Origin of the sequence: Flavobacterium sp., assembly GCF_025352425.1 — a bacterium.
Lineage (GTDB): Bacteria > Bacteroidota > Bacteroidia > Flavobacteriales > Flavobacteriaceae > Flavobacterium.
In genome coordinates this window covers 1-14,418 of sequence record NZ_JANXTI010000046.1, presented here as the reverse complement: position 1 = coordinate 14,418, position 14,418 = coordinate 1, and the positions used below count along the sequence as shown (strand labels likewise).

General features: G+C 34.4%; 14 protein-coding genes. 6 read left to right on the top strand and 8 right to left on the bottom strand.

The window, feature by feature from the left end:
* The first annotated feature begins 3 nt into the window (after positions 1-3).
* Both Q0Q99_RS06660 and Q0Q99_RS06655 read left to right on the top strand, forming a co-directional pair.
* The gene (locus Q0Q99_RS06660) at positions 4-1,224 is read left to right on the top strand and encodes an ATP-grasp domain-containing protein (RefSeq protein ID WP_293893288.1); all 1,221 of its coding nucleotides are present in this window, start codon (positions 4-6) and stop codon (positions 1,222-1,224) included.
* 7 nt (positions 1,225-1,231) lie between these two features.
* A complete protein-coding gene (locus tag Q0Q99_RS06655) occupies positions 1,232-1,777 on the top strand; it encodes a hypothetical protein (RefSeq protein WP_293893285.1) in 546 nt (181 codons plus the stop codon).
* A gap of 2 nt (positions 1,778-1,779) precedes the next feature.
* Here the strand turns inward: Q0Q99_RS06655 and Q0Q99_RS06650 are convergent, their stop codons facing one another.
* From Q0Q99_RS06650 to Q0Q99_RS06615, 8 genes are all read right to left on the bottom strand, one after another.
* Positions 1,780-2,970: a hypothetical protein gene (locus Q0Q99_RS06650; protein ID WP_293893282.1), complete on the bottom strand. Its 1,191-nt coding sequence runs from the start codon at positions 2,968-2,970 to the stop codon at positions 1,780-1,782.
* Between the two features lie 18 nt (positions 2,971-2,988).
* Complete coding sequence (locus Q0Q99_RS06645; RefSeq protein WP_293893280.1) at positions 2,989-3,816, bottom strand: type 1 glutamine amidotransferase; 828 nt, start codon at positions 3,814-3,816, stop codon at positions 2,989-2,991.
* 36 nt (positions 3,817-3,852) lie between these two features.
* The gene (locus Q0Q99_RS06640; RefSeq protein ID WP_293893277.1) at positions 3,853-4,962 is read right to left on the bottom strand and encodes a carboxylate-amine ligase; all 1,110 of its coding nucleotides are present in this window, start codon (positions 4,960-4,962) and stop codon (positions 3,853-3,855) included.
* A gap of 31 nt (positions 4,963-4,993) precedes the next feature.
* Positions 4,994-5,941, bottom strand: a complete 948-nt coding sequence (locus tag Q0Q99_RS06635; protein WP_293893274.1) for a hypothetical protein — start codon at positions 5,939-5,941, stop codon at positions 4,994-4,996.
* 116 nt (positions 5,942-6,057) lie between these two features.
* Positions 6,058-6,771 (bottom strand): alpha/beta fold hydrolase, encoded by a 714-nt coding sequence (locus tag Q0Q99_RS06630; protein WP_293893271.1) that lies wholly within the window; start codon positions 6,769-6,771, stop codon positions 6,058-6,060.
* A 168-nt stretch (positions 6,772-6,939) separates the two neighbouring features.
* Positions 6,940-7,332, bottom strand: a complete 393-nt coding sequence (locus Q0Q99_RS06625; protein ID WP_293893269.1) for a glyoxalase — start codon at positions 7,330-7,332, stop codon at positions 6,940-6,942.
* Between the two features lie 80 nt (positions 7,333-7,412).
* Entirely contained in the window at positions 7,413-8,768 is a 1,356-nt protein-coding gene (locus tag Q0Q99_RS06620; RefSeq protein WP_293893267.1) for an OmpA family protein, read from the bottom strand.
* Positions 8,769-8,964: 196 nt separating this feature from the next.
* Positions 8,965-9,252, bottom strand: coding sequence for a DUF3817 domain-containing protein (locus Q0Q99_RS06615; RefSeq protein WP_293893264.1), 288 nt, complete (start codon positions 9,250-9,252; stop codon positions 8,965-8,967).
* A gap of 95 nt (positions 9,253-9,347) precedes the next feature.
* Here Q0Q99_RS06615 and Q0Q99_RS06610 point away from each other — a divergent pair, with 95 nt between their 5' ends.
* The 4 genes from Q0Q99_RS06610 to Q0Q99_RS06595 all read left to right on the top strand — a co-directional run bounded on the left by Q0Q99_RS06610 (position 9,348) and on the right by Q0Q99_RS06595 (position 14,228).
* Entirely contained in the window at positions 9,348-9,872 is a 525-nt protein-coding gene (locus Q0Q99_RS06610; protein WP_293893261.1) for a DUF6155 family protein, read from the top strand.
* Between the two features lie 66 nt (positions 9,873-9,938).
* Positions 9,939-11,465, top strand: a complete 1,527-nt coding sequence (locus tag Q0Q99_RS06605; RefSeq protein WP_293893258.1) for a DEAD/DEAH box helicase family protein — start codon at positions 9,939-9,941, stop codon at positions 11,463-11,465.
* A 248-nt stretch (positions 11,466-11,713) separates the two neighbouring features.
* Positions 11,714-13,630: a DUF294 nucleotidyltransferase-like domain-containing protein gene (locus Q0Q99_RS06600; protein ID WP_293893255.1), complete on the top strand. Its 1,917-nt coding sequence runs from the start codon at positions 11,714-11,716 to the stop codon at positions 13,628-13,630.
* A gap of 1 nt (position 13,631) precedes the next feature.
* Entirely contained in the window at positions 13,632-14,228 is a 597-nt protein-coding gene (locus Q0Q99_RS06595; protein WP_293893252.1) for a 3'-5' exonuclease, read from the top strand.
* Positions 14,229-14,418 lie beyond the last annotated feature (190 nt).

Here is a 14,418-nt window from a genome sequence, read left to right as displayed (position 1 = left end):
CGTATGGAAAGTGCTACTAAAAACTTTATTTGCGTTTCCAATTATTTTAAGGGAAATGATTTTTTGACGAATCTAAAAAAGCAAGGCAATCGTGTCTATCTTATAACTTCTGAAAAACTACGCGATAAACCCTGGGCTTTCGATTATATAGATGAAATCTTTTTCATGCCGGGCCAGGACATGGATTGGAATATGGAAGATTTGCTTGCGGGAGTTGGAAGTCTAATGCGTCATAAAAAGATTGACGGAATTGTGGCCTTGGATGATTTTGATGTGGAAAAAGCAGCGTATCTCAGGGAAAACCTTAGGATTGATGGAATGGGGCAGACGACAGGAAGATATTTTCGCGACAAACTTGCCATGCGAATGAAAGCCAAAGATGCAGGAATTCCGATTCCGACGTTTAGTTCCTTATTTAACGATGAAGAAATTAATCAGTTTGCAGATAACGTTTCACCGCCATGGGTTTTAAAACCGCGTTCAGAAGCTTCGGCTTCGGGCATTATAAAAGTACATTCTAAAGAAGAATTGTGGCAAAAAATCCATGAATTGGGAGATACTAATCGGCTGAAATATCTTGTAGAACAATTCAAACCCGGAGCAGTTTATCATTGTGATGGCCTAAATTGGAAGGGAAAAACATTGTTTTCAATTACTTCGCAATATTTAGCGACGCCAATGGAAATCTCGCAGGGTGGCGGAATTTTCAGAAGTGCCAATATTCCATATGATTCCAAAGATGATAAGGAAATCAAGAAAGTAAACCAACAAGTATTGAAAGCTTTCGGAATGATGCATGGTGCTAATCATACGGAGTTTATCAAATGTGATGATGATGGCAAAATCTATTTTCTGGAAACAGCGTCCCGCGTTGGTGGCGCTCATCTTGCGGAAATGGTCGATGCCGCATCAGGTGTAAATCTGTGGGGAGAATGGGCAAAAATTGAGGATTGTTTGGCTAAAGCAAAAGACTATAAATTACCAATCATCAGGAAAGAATATGCAGGTATTGTACTTACACTTTCAAAATTTGAACATCCTGATTTATCAGGGTTTGATGACGCAGAAGTTTGTTTCCGTGTTCCCCTGGATCATCATGCGGGATTAATTGTAAAATGTGATTCCCATTCAAAAGTCCGGGAACTGCTTGATGATTATGCTGAACGATTAATTAGGGATTTTGCCAGTGTTGCCAAGCAGGAAGCTGTGAAAAAGCTGCATTAAGAAGATTGTGGCAAATAAAATCTATAACAAACTTAACTTTCATTCCCACACTTTCTGTATTTGGAAAGAAGTGTTATTTAGTGAAATTAAAGACTTAAAAGTAAACTATAAAAGTCAGTCCGGAAGCAAGTATATCTTTACTTCTGAAGGTTTGTATCGGATTTCAAATCATTGGGGAAGGGTTGCGAATTGCCATTGGCGTTTAATTCCGTTAGCGCAGTTTAAAAGTCAGCTTAACATCGTAGGGTTTGCCAACTGGACGGATTTTTACTCTAATGATGACACTTCGAAGTTGTTTTTTATTAAAGTCGATTTTGAAAGCGGCGAAGTCAATTTCCATCACAAACAAAGTTTGGAAGATCAGGAAAAAGTAGTCTTTCGGAATGCTAAAGAAACTGCCAAAACAATACAAATCATCAAACAGGTTTTGACGGAATACAATTGGGCGAAGTATTTACAATATGATAATCTGGAAGTTTTGAGAAAAGAAATTGTGAATGAATTGATGAATTCTGAGAAGAGCTTTTTAGAGATTAAGAAGCAGTATTTATAATATTATCGCTCAAACATTCCCACAGTTCCTCCAACCCAGTCTTTATCTTTATTGAATTTAACGCCTATCATTTCACCGCGGCTCAAACGAACCAAATTAGTCACCAGAATAGGAGATGGTGCGTCTTTTTTCCAAACGGCAAGTAAGCGAACCTCGGCTTTAACTTTGCCATCCGGAGATTGAATAACCGGTTTATAGTTTACCTTTTTCTGAAGGATGTATAAGTCTTTTTCTTTCACAGCTTCAATATCTTCTTTTTTGACATGGAAAATAACGCCACTTCCTGAGAAAGAAAAAAGCGGTTTCAGGACATAATTTTCCAAATCAGTTGGAATTTCCTTTAAGTCCGAAAGTAACGTAGTTTCTATAAAATATTTCCCTTTCAAATAAGGTAAAATAAATTTACTGATTCTGAAAAACCAATTCGGATGCCCAGCCCATTCAACATCAACATCTGAGGAAAAATCAAAGTTTAGTTTTAAATCGGTACGCAAATCAAGTTCGTCGAAAATTACACGGTTATAGATTCGCTTTACCAAAACTTCGTCGCCATTATCGTTTTTATAAAAAAGCTGTTTCCCTTTTTGATACAAATCAGTTACACAAACTATCGGAATGCCAATATCTCTATGACAGTAATAAAAGTCGATCTTAGTGTTTTGTTTTTCGGGTTCCACTTCCAACAAAATCACATTTTCTTTTGGATGATTGTTGCAAATCACTTCTTCGATTAATGCCAAATAGCTTTCCTGAGTTAAACCGTTTAAAAAAGGAGTCAGTTCAGAGAGAAAAGGGTAGTGGTTGACAAACTTCTCCGACAAATGATTCTGAAAATTAAACAAAGATGGAAATCCCTGCACTTCAATCAGTTTGGGAATAATTTCGCCATCTTCTTCACAAATTCCAAAATCTATCGCTAGAAATGTCGTGTGATTATCTTCGTTAGGAACTTTTCTGTTGAGGTCCAGTGCTCTATTGGTAAGCGTTTTGAAGTCTTCCCGCTGAATGAAATCAATCACCTGCCGGCAGCCCTCAAGCAATTGTTCTTTCAATTCATTCGGAATAAAAAAAGGAGTTTCCCCAATACGAAAGGTTACCGCGTAATCAAAATCAGAAGTGATGTCCTTAATAAAAGCATCGTATTTTTCAGTAGAAAAATTTTGGTTGAAAAGACTTCTGTATTTTGGATTCATTTTTCAAGGATTAAGATACTAATTTGATAATATCTTCTTAGTTTTAATCAAATCATTAATTGCAATTCGCAGGAAGTTCGGAATAATGGTTTCGTTTGTTTTGTAGATTTTATCTTCGTCCAACAAATCCTCCAACATATCCCGGAACCTTGATTTGCCTTTCATGGCGATGATTTTTTCCCGTCTTTCAGCATTTTTTAGATTGGCAATAAAACTTAAAGCATCAGCTTCAGGGTGGAATTGCAATCCAACAAATTGTTCCGTAAATCGAACTCCCATAATGGCGCGTTCATATTCCCTATAGGTTCTGATTTTTTCCAGGGCTATTATTTGCGCCCCTTTTTTCTTGAAAATACTCAATTTCGGCTGTACAACCTGATAATCACGACTATCAATGGCGTAGAATGGACTTTGTAATCCTTCTAAAATTGGGTCGGTTAATCCTTCTTCGGTTTTGTGAATGGTCATAACGCCAAATGAAGTAGATTTTCTTTTTGTTATTTCGGCTAAGCCAAAGTGATAGCAAGCCATTTGAAACGAATGACAAATAAATAAAACATGCTTTTTTACTTTCTGTTCTTTATTCCAGTTCGCCAATTGATCAATAAAATCATAGTATTTTAAATCCCAGTTGCCGTCGCCTTCCAAAGGGTTTCCAGGCCCACCGGTAGAAATATAAATATCGAATTTTTCTATGTTTGGAAATTCACTTTTTCCACGGATATCAAATAGCTGAAAGGTCACAATTTGGTTAAACCTATTGATAATATCAATGATACAACGCATTCCCTGATTAGGTTCTCCGTTGTACATATCTAAAACTGCGATGCGAATTTGCTGGCTCATTTTTTATGATTTGGTTTGCAAATATAACTTTTTCAATTATAATCCTCTTGTAAATTCACTTGTAATCATATCAACAACTTTTGTCAAATCCTGGGTTTGTTCAAAAACTGCCAATTGCTTGTCAGCACCGGTTCCATCTTTCATCATCGTATGAACATAATTAATTTGGTCTCGGCTTCCCAACTCATCTACAACATCATCAATAAACTCCAATAACTCGATGATTAGGCATTTGGTTTCAACTTCTTTCTGTAATCCAAAATCAATCATATGATTGTCGATTCCGTAACGCGCGGCGCGGAATTTATTTTCCTTGATTAAGGCAATTCTATAAATGTTAAAGCTGGTGTTGGCAACGGTCAATTTATATAGCTTCGCAACAATTGCCTGAATGATGGCAACAATGCACATTGCTTCATCGACGGTCAAACTCATATCACAAATGCGGAATTCGATGGTATCATAAAACGGATGCAGGCGTAAATCCCACCAAATTTTCTTTGGATTATCAATACAATTGGTTTTTACCAAAGTTTCCAGATAGTTATCGTAGGAGGCAACCTGATCAAAATATTCGGGCAAACCAGTCCTCGGGAATTTGTCAAAGACTTTCGTCCTAAACGATTTATAACCCGTATTTCTGCCTTCCCAAAAGGGTGAATTTGTAGATAGAGCAAAAATATGTGGCAGGAAATAACACGCCTGATTCATTAATTGCAAACCGATTTCCCGATTTTCAATCCCAACATGGCAGTGCATTCCGAATATTAAATTGGAGCGCGCGGCATCCTGTAATTCGTTTACGATATGGTGATAACGCGGGTCATCAGTTATTGGTTGATCCTGCCAGCGGGAAAACGGATGTGTTCCGGCTCCGCCAACGACTAAGTTTTGTTTGGCCGCCAATTCAACAATCTTGCTGCGCAGAAATCGGAGTTCGTCTTTCGCTTCGGTAACATTTTTACAGATATTGGTTCCGACTTCAACTACAGATTGGTGCATTTCGGCTTTTACCTGTTCATTTAAAATTATTTTAGCGCCATCTACAATTTTGGATAAATGCGAACGTAAATCCCTTGTTTCCGGATCTATAATCTGGTATTCTTCTTCTACACCAAGTGTAAATATTGGTAGTTTTTTCGTCATCATTCCTCTTATTAATTAGCAAAGAATATTTTTATTTCTGAGCAGCTGAATCTTTAATAAATGTTCCCCAAGTCAAATTGGTTTGTCCCGGTTTTTGTTTTTTTGCGGCTGCGATTGCCATTTTAGCAGAAGCTTCTACAACCCATTCAAAATTTTCCGCACCAACGGAGGTTAATTCAGCATCTGGCGCAGGATTTCCAAAATCAATAGCGTATGGAATTCCGTCACGAACAGCGAACTCAACCGTATTGAAATCGTATCCTAAACCTTTGCAAAGGCGTAAAGTATAGTCTTTAACAGTTGCCAATAATTTTTTATCAACGGGCGGACCATCAATTACGTATCTTAAATGATGCGGATTTCTTGGCTCGTATTGCATAATCCTAACATCTTTGCATCCCAAACAATACACGCGGAAATATTCGGTAAACACAATTTCTTCCTGCAAAAGCATTACCAATTGTCCGGTTTCCTGATGTTTTTCCCAAAACTCTTCCTTGTTTTCCAAACGGTAAACACTTTTCCAGCCGCCGCCTGCATAAGGTTTCATGTAAGCAGGAAAACCTATATAATCAAAAATCCCTTCCCAATCCATTGGGTATTTTAAATTTCTGAATGATTTAGAAGTAGTATCTGTCGGATGTTCCGCCGACGGAAGGATAACTGTATTAGGTAGCGGAACGCCTAGTGTATCCGCTAAACAGTTGTTGAAGAATTTATCATCCGCGCTCCACCAAAACGGATTGTTTATAACGTTGGTTCCTGTTAGCGCCGCATTCTTTAAGAAAGCACGATAGAAAGGCACATCCTGTGAAATCCTATCAATGATTACGGCATATTCCCCGCCTTTGTTTTGCACGACTTTATCAATAGAAACCGCTTCAGCCATAATGTTTTTTTCGCCTTTAGAATTTACTCTGTCGATGAACGCTTGCGGGTAGGTATCTTCCATACCAAATAAAATTCCAATCTTCTTCATGTATATAATGTTTAACTTATTATTATTGTCTACTGCTTATTTAGTTTAGAGTACGTAATTTAATTTAGGGTACTAGTAATTTAGTTTAGAGATCTGGTTTTTAATTTGAATATGTTTTAAAAAAACTTAATTCGTGATAAATAATGAGGAAACATCTCTTTCCAAATCGGCCAGTCATGCTCTTTATTCTGTCGGATATCCAGCCAATGAGGAACATCTCTTTCAGCCAAAACCCGGCTGAGTTTAAGATTTGCATCAAAACATACATCCCAGTTTGATGTTCCAAGAACGATATCCATATTCCATAATTCATGATCGCTCAGACCTTGTATATAATCTTCCGGACTGTTATAAAAAACATCATCATCCCAATGGCCATCCATAAAGCTTTTAATGCTAAAGGCACCGCTCATTGAGAACATATGACTTACATAACCAGGATGACGAAAAGCAAAATTAGCAGCGTGATAACCCCCAAAACTGCAGCCCGCAACAACAACCTTACCCGAGCCGGTGTTATTTTTTATTCGTTCAACAATTTCGTGACAAAGCATTTTATCATACCAAGAATGATTTTGTATACGGTGAGCGGGATGTATATCTTTATTGTAAAAACTATCCTTATCAATACTTGAAGGGCAAAATATCTGAACCAATCCTTGCTCAATATACCATCGGGCACTTTCTATTAATCCTTGGTCTTTATTTTCATGATAGCTTCCCATAGAAGTGGGGAATAGAATAACAGGATAACCGGTATGACCAAAAACAAGCATTTCAACTTCTTTATTTAAATTTGGTGAATACCATTTAAAATATTCTTCTTTCATAAATTGTTATTAGTTTAACAATTATACTAAAAAATACGTTGTGAAATGTGTAAATATGTATAAAACATGAAGTTTTGCGATATACTTTTTAAAGATATTTAGATATTGAATAATCTACAATAAATGTCATGAAATAGGATGCCGATTTTAATATTTATCAATTTAAAACTATTGCTCGATGAGTTGCATTTGACTTTTTAATCGTTCCACAAGCAAATTCATCATTCGTTTATTCAAATTGGAAGATGTCTGAATGTATTCGGAGTATTCTTCAAGTGTAAATAATGCTATTATCATTCCTTTAAGAGCGTTTCTGAATTTTATGTCGCGTTGTAAAACGTTTTCTACATACAACATCTTTTTCTCTGGTGTTAGGCTGAAAAAGACATTTTTTTGTTTTATAGCGTAATTAATAAATACTTGAATAAATAAATCATTTTGCATTTTAAGGATAGGGCGGAGGGTTTTATTTTGAAAAGCTTCCTCACATGAAATTTGATTGTTGATTGTTCCAAAGGTTTCACCTCTAAGTTCAAGTACGTGTGCATCTCTAGTTTCCATGATTTTCTCTGTAAGTTAAAAAAAAACCTCTGTTTTTCAACAGAGGTTAATTATAGTTATTAATAATAAATTGTTAATTATTATTTGATTTTAAAGATTGCCTTACGGACTAGTTTTCTTGCGAATTCTGAATTTTTATCTACAGAGTTGTCCTCACCATTAGATAATATGTTTAATCTTGATTCGCTGATTCCGGCTTTCATCAGGATAGTTTTAACATTCTGAGCTCTGTCACTAGCCAATTTCATATTGTAATCAGAACTTCCTATCTCATCGGCATAACCCGTAATTTCAACCGATTTAGTTGGATTATTTCTTAAGTAATTCAATATAAATCCTAAGTTATTGGTGGACGCAGAATTTGGCTGAGATTTGTTTGTATCAAAGTAAGCGGCGATATATCCTTCATTTATCAGTTGCAGTATTGCATTTTCAGAAGCTGCAGCCGTTGTAACATTGTTGTTGTTTGAAATAGAATTATTCACATATTTCTCTAATTCATCCGGAACGCCATTATTGTTTTTATCAACCATTCTACCTTTGGTATCAACAGCAACTCCGGCAATTGAATTTTGTTCTGCGTCAAGATAATCCGGCACACCATCCTTATCACTGTCATTCATTAACTCTTCAATCTCACCGATTCTATTATTAAGTGAATCAAGTCGGACATCGTTTTTATCTTTAATAATTGCCCAGTCGCCATGTATTTTACCTTTTCCAAGCGCTACCGAAAGACCTAAAGTAAATCTGGATAAACTTCCTGTTAAGTTATTTTTACCTTCTGAATAAGTCATACCATCCCAGTTAAAATGTTGTCTTAGATTGGAATTAATTTCAAAATTCGCAAAAACACTTAAGTTTTTATATAATCTATATTGTGGAGATAACCCGCCTATAGCGCCACCATTCCATTCATGATGACCTTGTATTGGACCCATTTTCGGGGTCATACGGGAAACTTGGAATCCAAAATGGAATAATAATCCAAAGTGCTTTGCTTGATTTTGGATATCGAATAATCTTATCAAGTTAATAACACCTTCACCAGACCATTGAATATGTACCAAATGAAAAGGTAAACTTCCGGAACCATTTTGTTCTTGTAGGTTGTCCCAGTTGAAATTTGTTTTTAACCCAAATTTTGGACTAAACATACGTCTTGCTCCAATTCCGACGTGGTTAATTGGGATTCCTCCAAAAACTCTCTTGGGATTATTACCATAATAACCGTCGGTGTATGGTTTTGAACCTTTAGCCTGTCCAAAATCAGCTTCTATAGACCACTTATTGTAATATTCTCCAGCAAGTTCTTTATTCTGCGAATCGACGGTAAGAAGCTCTAAATCTTTGTTTTTTTTCTTTCTAACTTTCTGAGCATTAGATGACAACGATAAAAAAAGCAAGGTTGTAATTAATAGTAGGTAATTCTTCATACGGTTTTTTTTGGTAATTATTATGTTGAAATCGATACAAATATAAATGTTTACATTTAAAAATCAACATTTTTACGTTTATTGGATTCAATTTTTATGCAAACTCCGAAAGGTTTCATAGATTTGAGTAAATGGAATTGTTAAATTCTAATTTTAATCTTGATGGATTTTGTATTTATTGGAAAACACTAAACTGTTAAATTGTGTCTTGTTTTCTAAGGTATTTTTTCTCAATATAAAAAGTTCCAAAAGGAATTATTGAAGCAATAGCTACAATTCCAAATTTCTTTCCGCTCCAATTTTCTTCATATTTAAGCATGATTGCCAGCATGATATATCCTATAAATAGCAAACCATGAATCAGACCGATTGGTCTGATATAAGTAGGATTCTCAAACATATATTTCAATGGCATGGCAAAGAAAAACAATAATAATAGTGAGACTCCTTCAAGGAAAGCGATGATTTTAAAAAAACGAAGCATAGATTTTATTTTACGTTGCAAAAATACCAATTTTAATCGATTATAAAAGACAAGAACGATAAAGTAATTTACTTTTGCAATTAAAAAATACGACAATGAGTAAGCGCGATTTAAAAAAATACTTAACCGGGATCAATAAAGAGCAACTTGAAAATCAAATCATTGAATTATATGATAAATTTAGTGATGTTAAAGTCTATTATGATTTTGTATTCAATCCCAATGAAGAAAAATTAATCCGTGAAGCTAAGTTTAAAATAGCCAATGAGTACTTTCCTGTAAAAGGTAAAAAGGCCAAAATGCGCCGTTCGGTTGCCCAAAAATATATTAAGCATTTTATGAAACTCGGAGTCGATGTTACGATGGTGGCTGATATAATGTTATTTACTATTGAAACTGCGCAGTCATTTTCGTCGAAAAGATATATTAAATACGAATCATTTTTTAAAAGCATATTTACTGCATTTCAGCAAGCTGTTAATTTTATGATTGAAAATGGTATTTTAAATGGTTTTTTAGATAGAGTAGTGGAAATCAAAGAAGAAGCTAATCGCCAAAAATGGGTGAATTCGTATGAATTCAATTCCTTTGTTGAAAAAGTGGATGATAATTTTTTGTAATTAAGTGACTTAATTTTGGAGATAACTCTTTTTTAGATGTACTTTTGCAAAATTGTACAAATTTACATGTCTCAAAAAGATTTTAATATCGAAATTGAAGAGAAAAAGGAGCTCTACGGCTACCAGAAGGGAGATATTGACAAAATTTTTGACCGATTAGACAATGCGCCAAGCAATCATCATCTATTATATCAATTGCCAACCGGAGGCGGAAAAACGGTAATTTTTTCCGAAATTGTTAGGCGTTATTTGTCACAGCATGATAAAAAAGTGGTGGTTTTGACCCATCGTATTGAACTTTGTAAGCAAACTTCTAAAATGCTCAAAGGATTTGATGTAAAAAACAAAATCATCAATAGTAATATCAAAGAATTGCCCGACCAGGATGAATATTCGTGTTTTGTGGCAATGGTTGAAACGCTAAAAAATCGTTTGAATGATGAAAAACTAATGATTGAAAATGTGGGCTTGGTCATCATTGATGAGGCGCATTACAATTCATTTAGGAAATTAATGAGTTCATTCAAGAAATCCTTCATACTTGGCGTTACGGCAACACCTTTGAGTTCGAATATTAAATTACCTATGCACCATAATTATAGTGAACTAATCGTTGGCGATACTATTCAATCCTTAATTGATAAGGGCTTTTTGGCCAAAGCCACTACTTATAGTTATGATGTTGGATTAACATCGTTAAAGGTTGGAATTAATGGGGATTACACCGTCAAATCGTCCGATGATTTGTATATGAATATGGTAATGCAGGAGAAATTATTGCATTCATATACAGAAAGGTCGCTTGGAAAGAAAACTTTAATATTCAATAACGGAATCAATACCTCATTGTATGTTTATGAAACCTTTAAAGACGCAGGATATCCAATAAAACATTTGGACAATACAACATCAGTAGAAGACAGAAAAGAGATTTTGAGTTGGTTTAAGAAAACTCCTGATGCGATTTTAACTTCTGTTGGCATTTTGACAACGGGGTTTGATGAGCCAACAGTTGAAAGCATTATTTTGAATCGTGCCACAAAATCCTTGACATTATATTTTCAAATGATTGGTCGTGGTTCCAGAAAATTCCCCAATAAAGATAATTTCACTGTTATCGATTTAGGAAATAATGCCTTGCGATTTGGTTTGTGGAATGATCCGCTTGATTGGCAGCATATTTTCAGGTCTCCGGAGTATTATTTAGAAAGCCTTCGGGATGATGCTGAAATTGAACATAACTTCAAATATGTTATGCCGGATTCAATTAGAAAAATGTTTGCTAAAACAGCAGATATAACTATTGATATTGAGGAAGAATTTAAAAAAGTTGTTGCACAGAATTTACGCTCCAAAGAAGTTCTTGAAAAATCAATTCTGCAGCATGCCTCAATGTGTGTTGAAAATACGACCGACTTAGTTCGGGCAAGAATGCTTTCAAAATTATTATCTGACGATATTGAAAGTCGCGTAAAGCAATTTGTAAGCTGTCTGGGAAAAACAAGTAAAAACTATCGCGAATGGTTAATCGAAGATTATAAAAATAAGTTAACTTTAGCAATTGGAACCAAATACAGAAAGCTTCATTTTTAAAATTATAGCTTCAAAGAAGGGAGTTTATCTTTCTTATATAGAAACAATTATAAAATATAAATAGATAAACGAGAATGTGTATAAATTGAACTATAATTTACATTATGTAAAATAGTATGTTTTTAAATATGGTTAATGTAATCAAAAAATTAGTTTTCAAATGTTTTTAACAAAAGACTTCTTCTTCCTTAAAGCTTTATTATTTTTGTCTATATAGAAAATTTATATTTATCCAATAAAATAAACACATGAGTAACTCAGTTGCTGAAAACATTGCCAACTTTTTAAAAGAATATTCACCTTTTAGTTACTTGAGTCATGAAGAACTAATTCAGGTTTCTACAAGTATTGGTGTTATAAATTTAGATAAACATAAAATTTTATTTCAAATTGACGATAAACTCCATGACAGCTTTTATGTAGTTGCTTCCGGCACGATAAATCTTTTTGTAATTGCCGACGCCGAAGAAACGCTGTTGAATAAATGTTATGCCGGAGATGTATTTGGTTTGCGTCCTTTTTTTGCAAAGAACAACTATATGATGACTGCTAAAGCGCGTGAAGACAGTATTGTTTATGCAATACCCATTGCTGTTTTAAAGCCTTTTGTTGCCCAAAATCCCCAGGTTTTGGATTTTTTATTGGAAAGCTTTGCTACAAATACCAGAAATCCTTTTGATAAAGAAAATCGTGGAAAATTAATAACCGATAATGTGTATACTGAAGGTCAACAAAATGAAATACAATATTTTCAATCATTAGCTTACAACAAAACACCTTTAAAAGTTGGTGTTTCAGCAATTGTAAAAGACACCGCACAATTAATGACCGAAAACCTTATCGACAGTGTAGTTGTTACTGAGCAAAATTATCCAATTGGTATTGTTACAGATGTTGATTTTAGATCAAAAATTGCCAATGGCAGATTTCCCCTTATTTCAACAATAGATAAAATAATGTCTTCGCCGGTAATTACTGTTCCTGAAAATGTTTCTGTTGCGGAAGCCCAACTTTTAATGTTAAAACATAATGTAAGCCATCTCTGCGTAACTATAGATGGCTCAGACAAATCTGAAGTTAAAGGAGTAATTGCAGAGCATGATTTAATAGTGGCTCAAGCTAACAATCCCGGTGTTTTGATTAAAGAGATTAAAAGATCACTTTCGCCAAAAGAACTTAAATTAGTTAGGGAGAAATTAACCGATTTAATACAAACTTCTATTGCTAAAAATATCCCACTGCCACATATTTATAATATTTCGGGCGAAATTATTACCGCAATTATAAAACGTTCTATTGAATTGTCAATTCTTGATTTAGGTTCGCCTCCCGCCCGATTTGCCTGGTTTAGCATTGGAAGTCAAGGCAGAAAAGAACAGTTTCTGTTATCTGATCAGGATAGCTTTTTAATATTTGAAGATGTTGCTACAGAAAAGTACAGGGATGTTAAGGATTACTTTTTAAAATTAGCCAAAAGAGCCACTACAATTTTAGAAAAAGTAGGTTATGATTTTTGCCCAAACGGTCATATGGCCAGCAATATGCTTTGGTGTAAATCAATGTCTGACTGGATAAAACAATATAACAATTGGATGAAAACACCAGGTGAAAAGTCAAATGACATCAGCAGCATCTTTTTTGATTACGAGCTTGTTTTTGGTGAAGGCAAAATTGAAGATACTCTTGATGATATAATCTTAAAGAATACTAAAAACAATGCTTTATTCTTTGATTATCTAGGAAACGATGCCTTGCGAAAACAGGCCCCAATAAACTTTTTTAGGAAATTCAATCTTGAAGAAGAAGGTGAAAATAAAGGAAAATTTGATATTAAAAATAAAGCCATCATGCCGCTGGTTGATGGTGCGAGACTCTTTGCGATAAGTTTGAATCTGAAAGGAATGAATAATACCTATCTGAGGTTTAAACAATTAGCCATTATAGATCCTAAATTTTCTGAAATATATTTGAATTGCGCTGATGCGTTTTTAATTTTATCAAAATTCAGAACCCTTGAAGGCTTGAAAAATGACAGCACAGGCGATTATATCAATGTAGAAGAACTTTCAAAAATTGATAAGGAAAAAATGAAGAATGCCTTAATTCCAATGAAAGAATTGGAAGAATTAATAAAAGATAAATTTCAATTAACCCAATTTTCGTAATATGTTAGATTGGATAAAAAATATCAATAAGGAATATCCTGACTTTTGGAAATCGTATTTGGCAAAGTTTGAAAGCAAATCAAACCGGTACGTTATTTTAAGCACCGAGACTACGGGTTTGAATCCAAAAAAAGATGTGATTTTATCTTTTGGAGCCGTTGGTGTTGTTGACGATATCATTCGAATTGGGGATAATTTTGAAGTTGTGATTCTGCAATATAAATATCTTCATGACAACGGATTATCAAATGAATTCCTGATTGAAAGTAAATTAACAAAACTTGCTGAACCTCAAGCTATACAAGCATTAGTTGATTATATAGGTAATGCGATTTTGGTAGGTCACCGAATTCATTTTGACATTGAAATGATTAACGATGTTTTAGAAAAATTGGAATGTGGAAAATTAAAAAACGAAGCTTTAGATGTCGAAATAATGCATCAGAAACTTACTGACATCATGAACAAACAATTTTCATTGGAAGATTTAATAAAGCAATACAAACTCCCTTTAAATGAAAGGAATTCAGCTTCAGATGATGCATATTCTATTGCTTTACTATTTGTAAAATTAAAATCCAGATTGGGCTTTAAATAAAAAACCCACTCTACTGAATGGGTTCTTTGGTTATCAAAATTAAAACAAACAAACTATTTTTTCTTCATAAACATATTGGTGTAGTATTTTTTTCCGGTTGTTTCATCAACTGTTACGGACATACCCAAATGAGTGTAATCACCTTCGATGTTGGCTTTGTGAGCCGGGCTGTTTAACCAGGCACTCATCG

What these genes read in the sequence shown, in the direction of transcription:
- Q0Q99_RS06660 (WP_293893288.1), top strand. Translation starts at nt 4, where the DNA reads ATGGAAAGTGCTACTAAAAACTTTATTTGCGTTTCCAATTATTTTAAG.
- Q0Q99_RS06595 (WP_293893252.1), top strand. Translation starts at nt 13,632, where the DNA reads ATGTTAGATTGGATAAAAAATATCAATAAGGAATATCCTGACTTTTGG.
- Q0Q99_RS06625 (WP_293893269.1), bottom strand. Translation starts at nt 7,332, where the DNA reads ATGGAAACTAGAGATGCACACGTACTTGAACTTAGAGGTGAAACCTTT.
- Q0Q99_RS06630 (WP_293893271.1), bottom strand. Translation starts at nt 6,771, where the DNA reads ATGAAAGAAGAATATTTTAAATGGTATTCACCAAATTTAAATAAAGAA.
- Q0Q99_RS06605 (WP_293893258.1), top strand. Translation starts at nt 9,939, where the DNA reads ATGTCTCAAAAAGATTTTAATATCGAAATTGAAGAGAAAAAGGAGCTC.
- Q0Q99_RS06615 (WP_293893264.1), bottom strand. Translation starts at nt 9,252, where the DNA reads ATGCTTCGTTTTTTTAAAATCATCGCTTTCCTTGAAGGAGTCTCACTA.
- Q0Q99_RS06640 (WP_293893277.1), bottom strand. Translation starts at nt 4,962, where the DNA reads ATGACGAAAAAACTACCAATATTTACACTTGGTGTAGAAGAAGAATAC.
- Q0Q99_RS06600 (WP_293893255.1), top strand. Translation starts at nt 11,714, where the DNA reads ATGAGTAACTCAGTTGCTGAAAACATTGCCAACTTTTTAAAAGAATAT.
- Q0Q99_RS06650 (WP_293893282.1), bottom strand. Translation starts at nt 2,970, where the DNA reads ATGAATCCAAAATACAGAAGTCTTTTCAACCAAAATTTTTCTACTGAA.
- Q0Q99_RS06610 (WP_293893261.1), top strand. Translation starts at nt 9,348, where the DNA reads ATGAGTAAGCGCGATTTAAAAAAATACTTAACCGGGATCAATAAAGAG.
- Q0Q99_RS06620 (WP_293893267.1), bottom strand. Translation starts at nt 8,768, where the DNA reads ATGAAGAATTACCTACTATTAATTACAACCTTGCTTTTTTTATCGTTG.
- Q0Q99_RS06635 (WP_293893274.1), bottom strand. Translation starts at nt 5,941, where the DNA reads ATGAAGAAGATTGGAATTTTATTTGGTATGGAAGATACCTACCCGCAA.
- Q0Q99_RS06645 (WP_293893280.1), bottom strand. Translation starts at nt 3,816, where the DNA reads ATGAGCCAGCAAATTCGCATCGCAGTTTTAGATATGTACAACGGAGAA.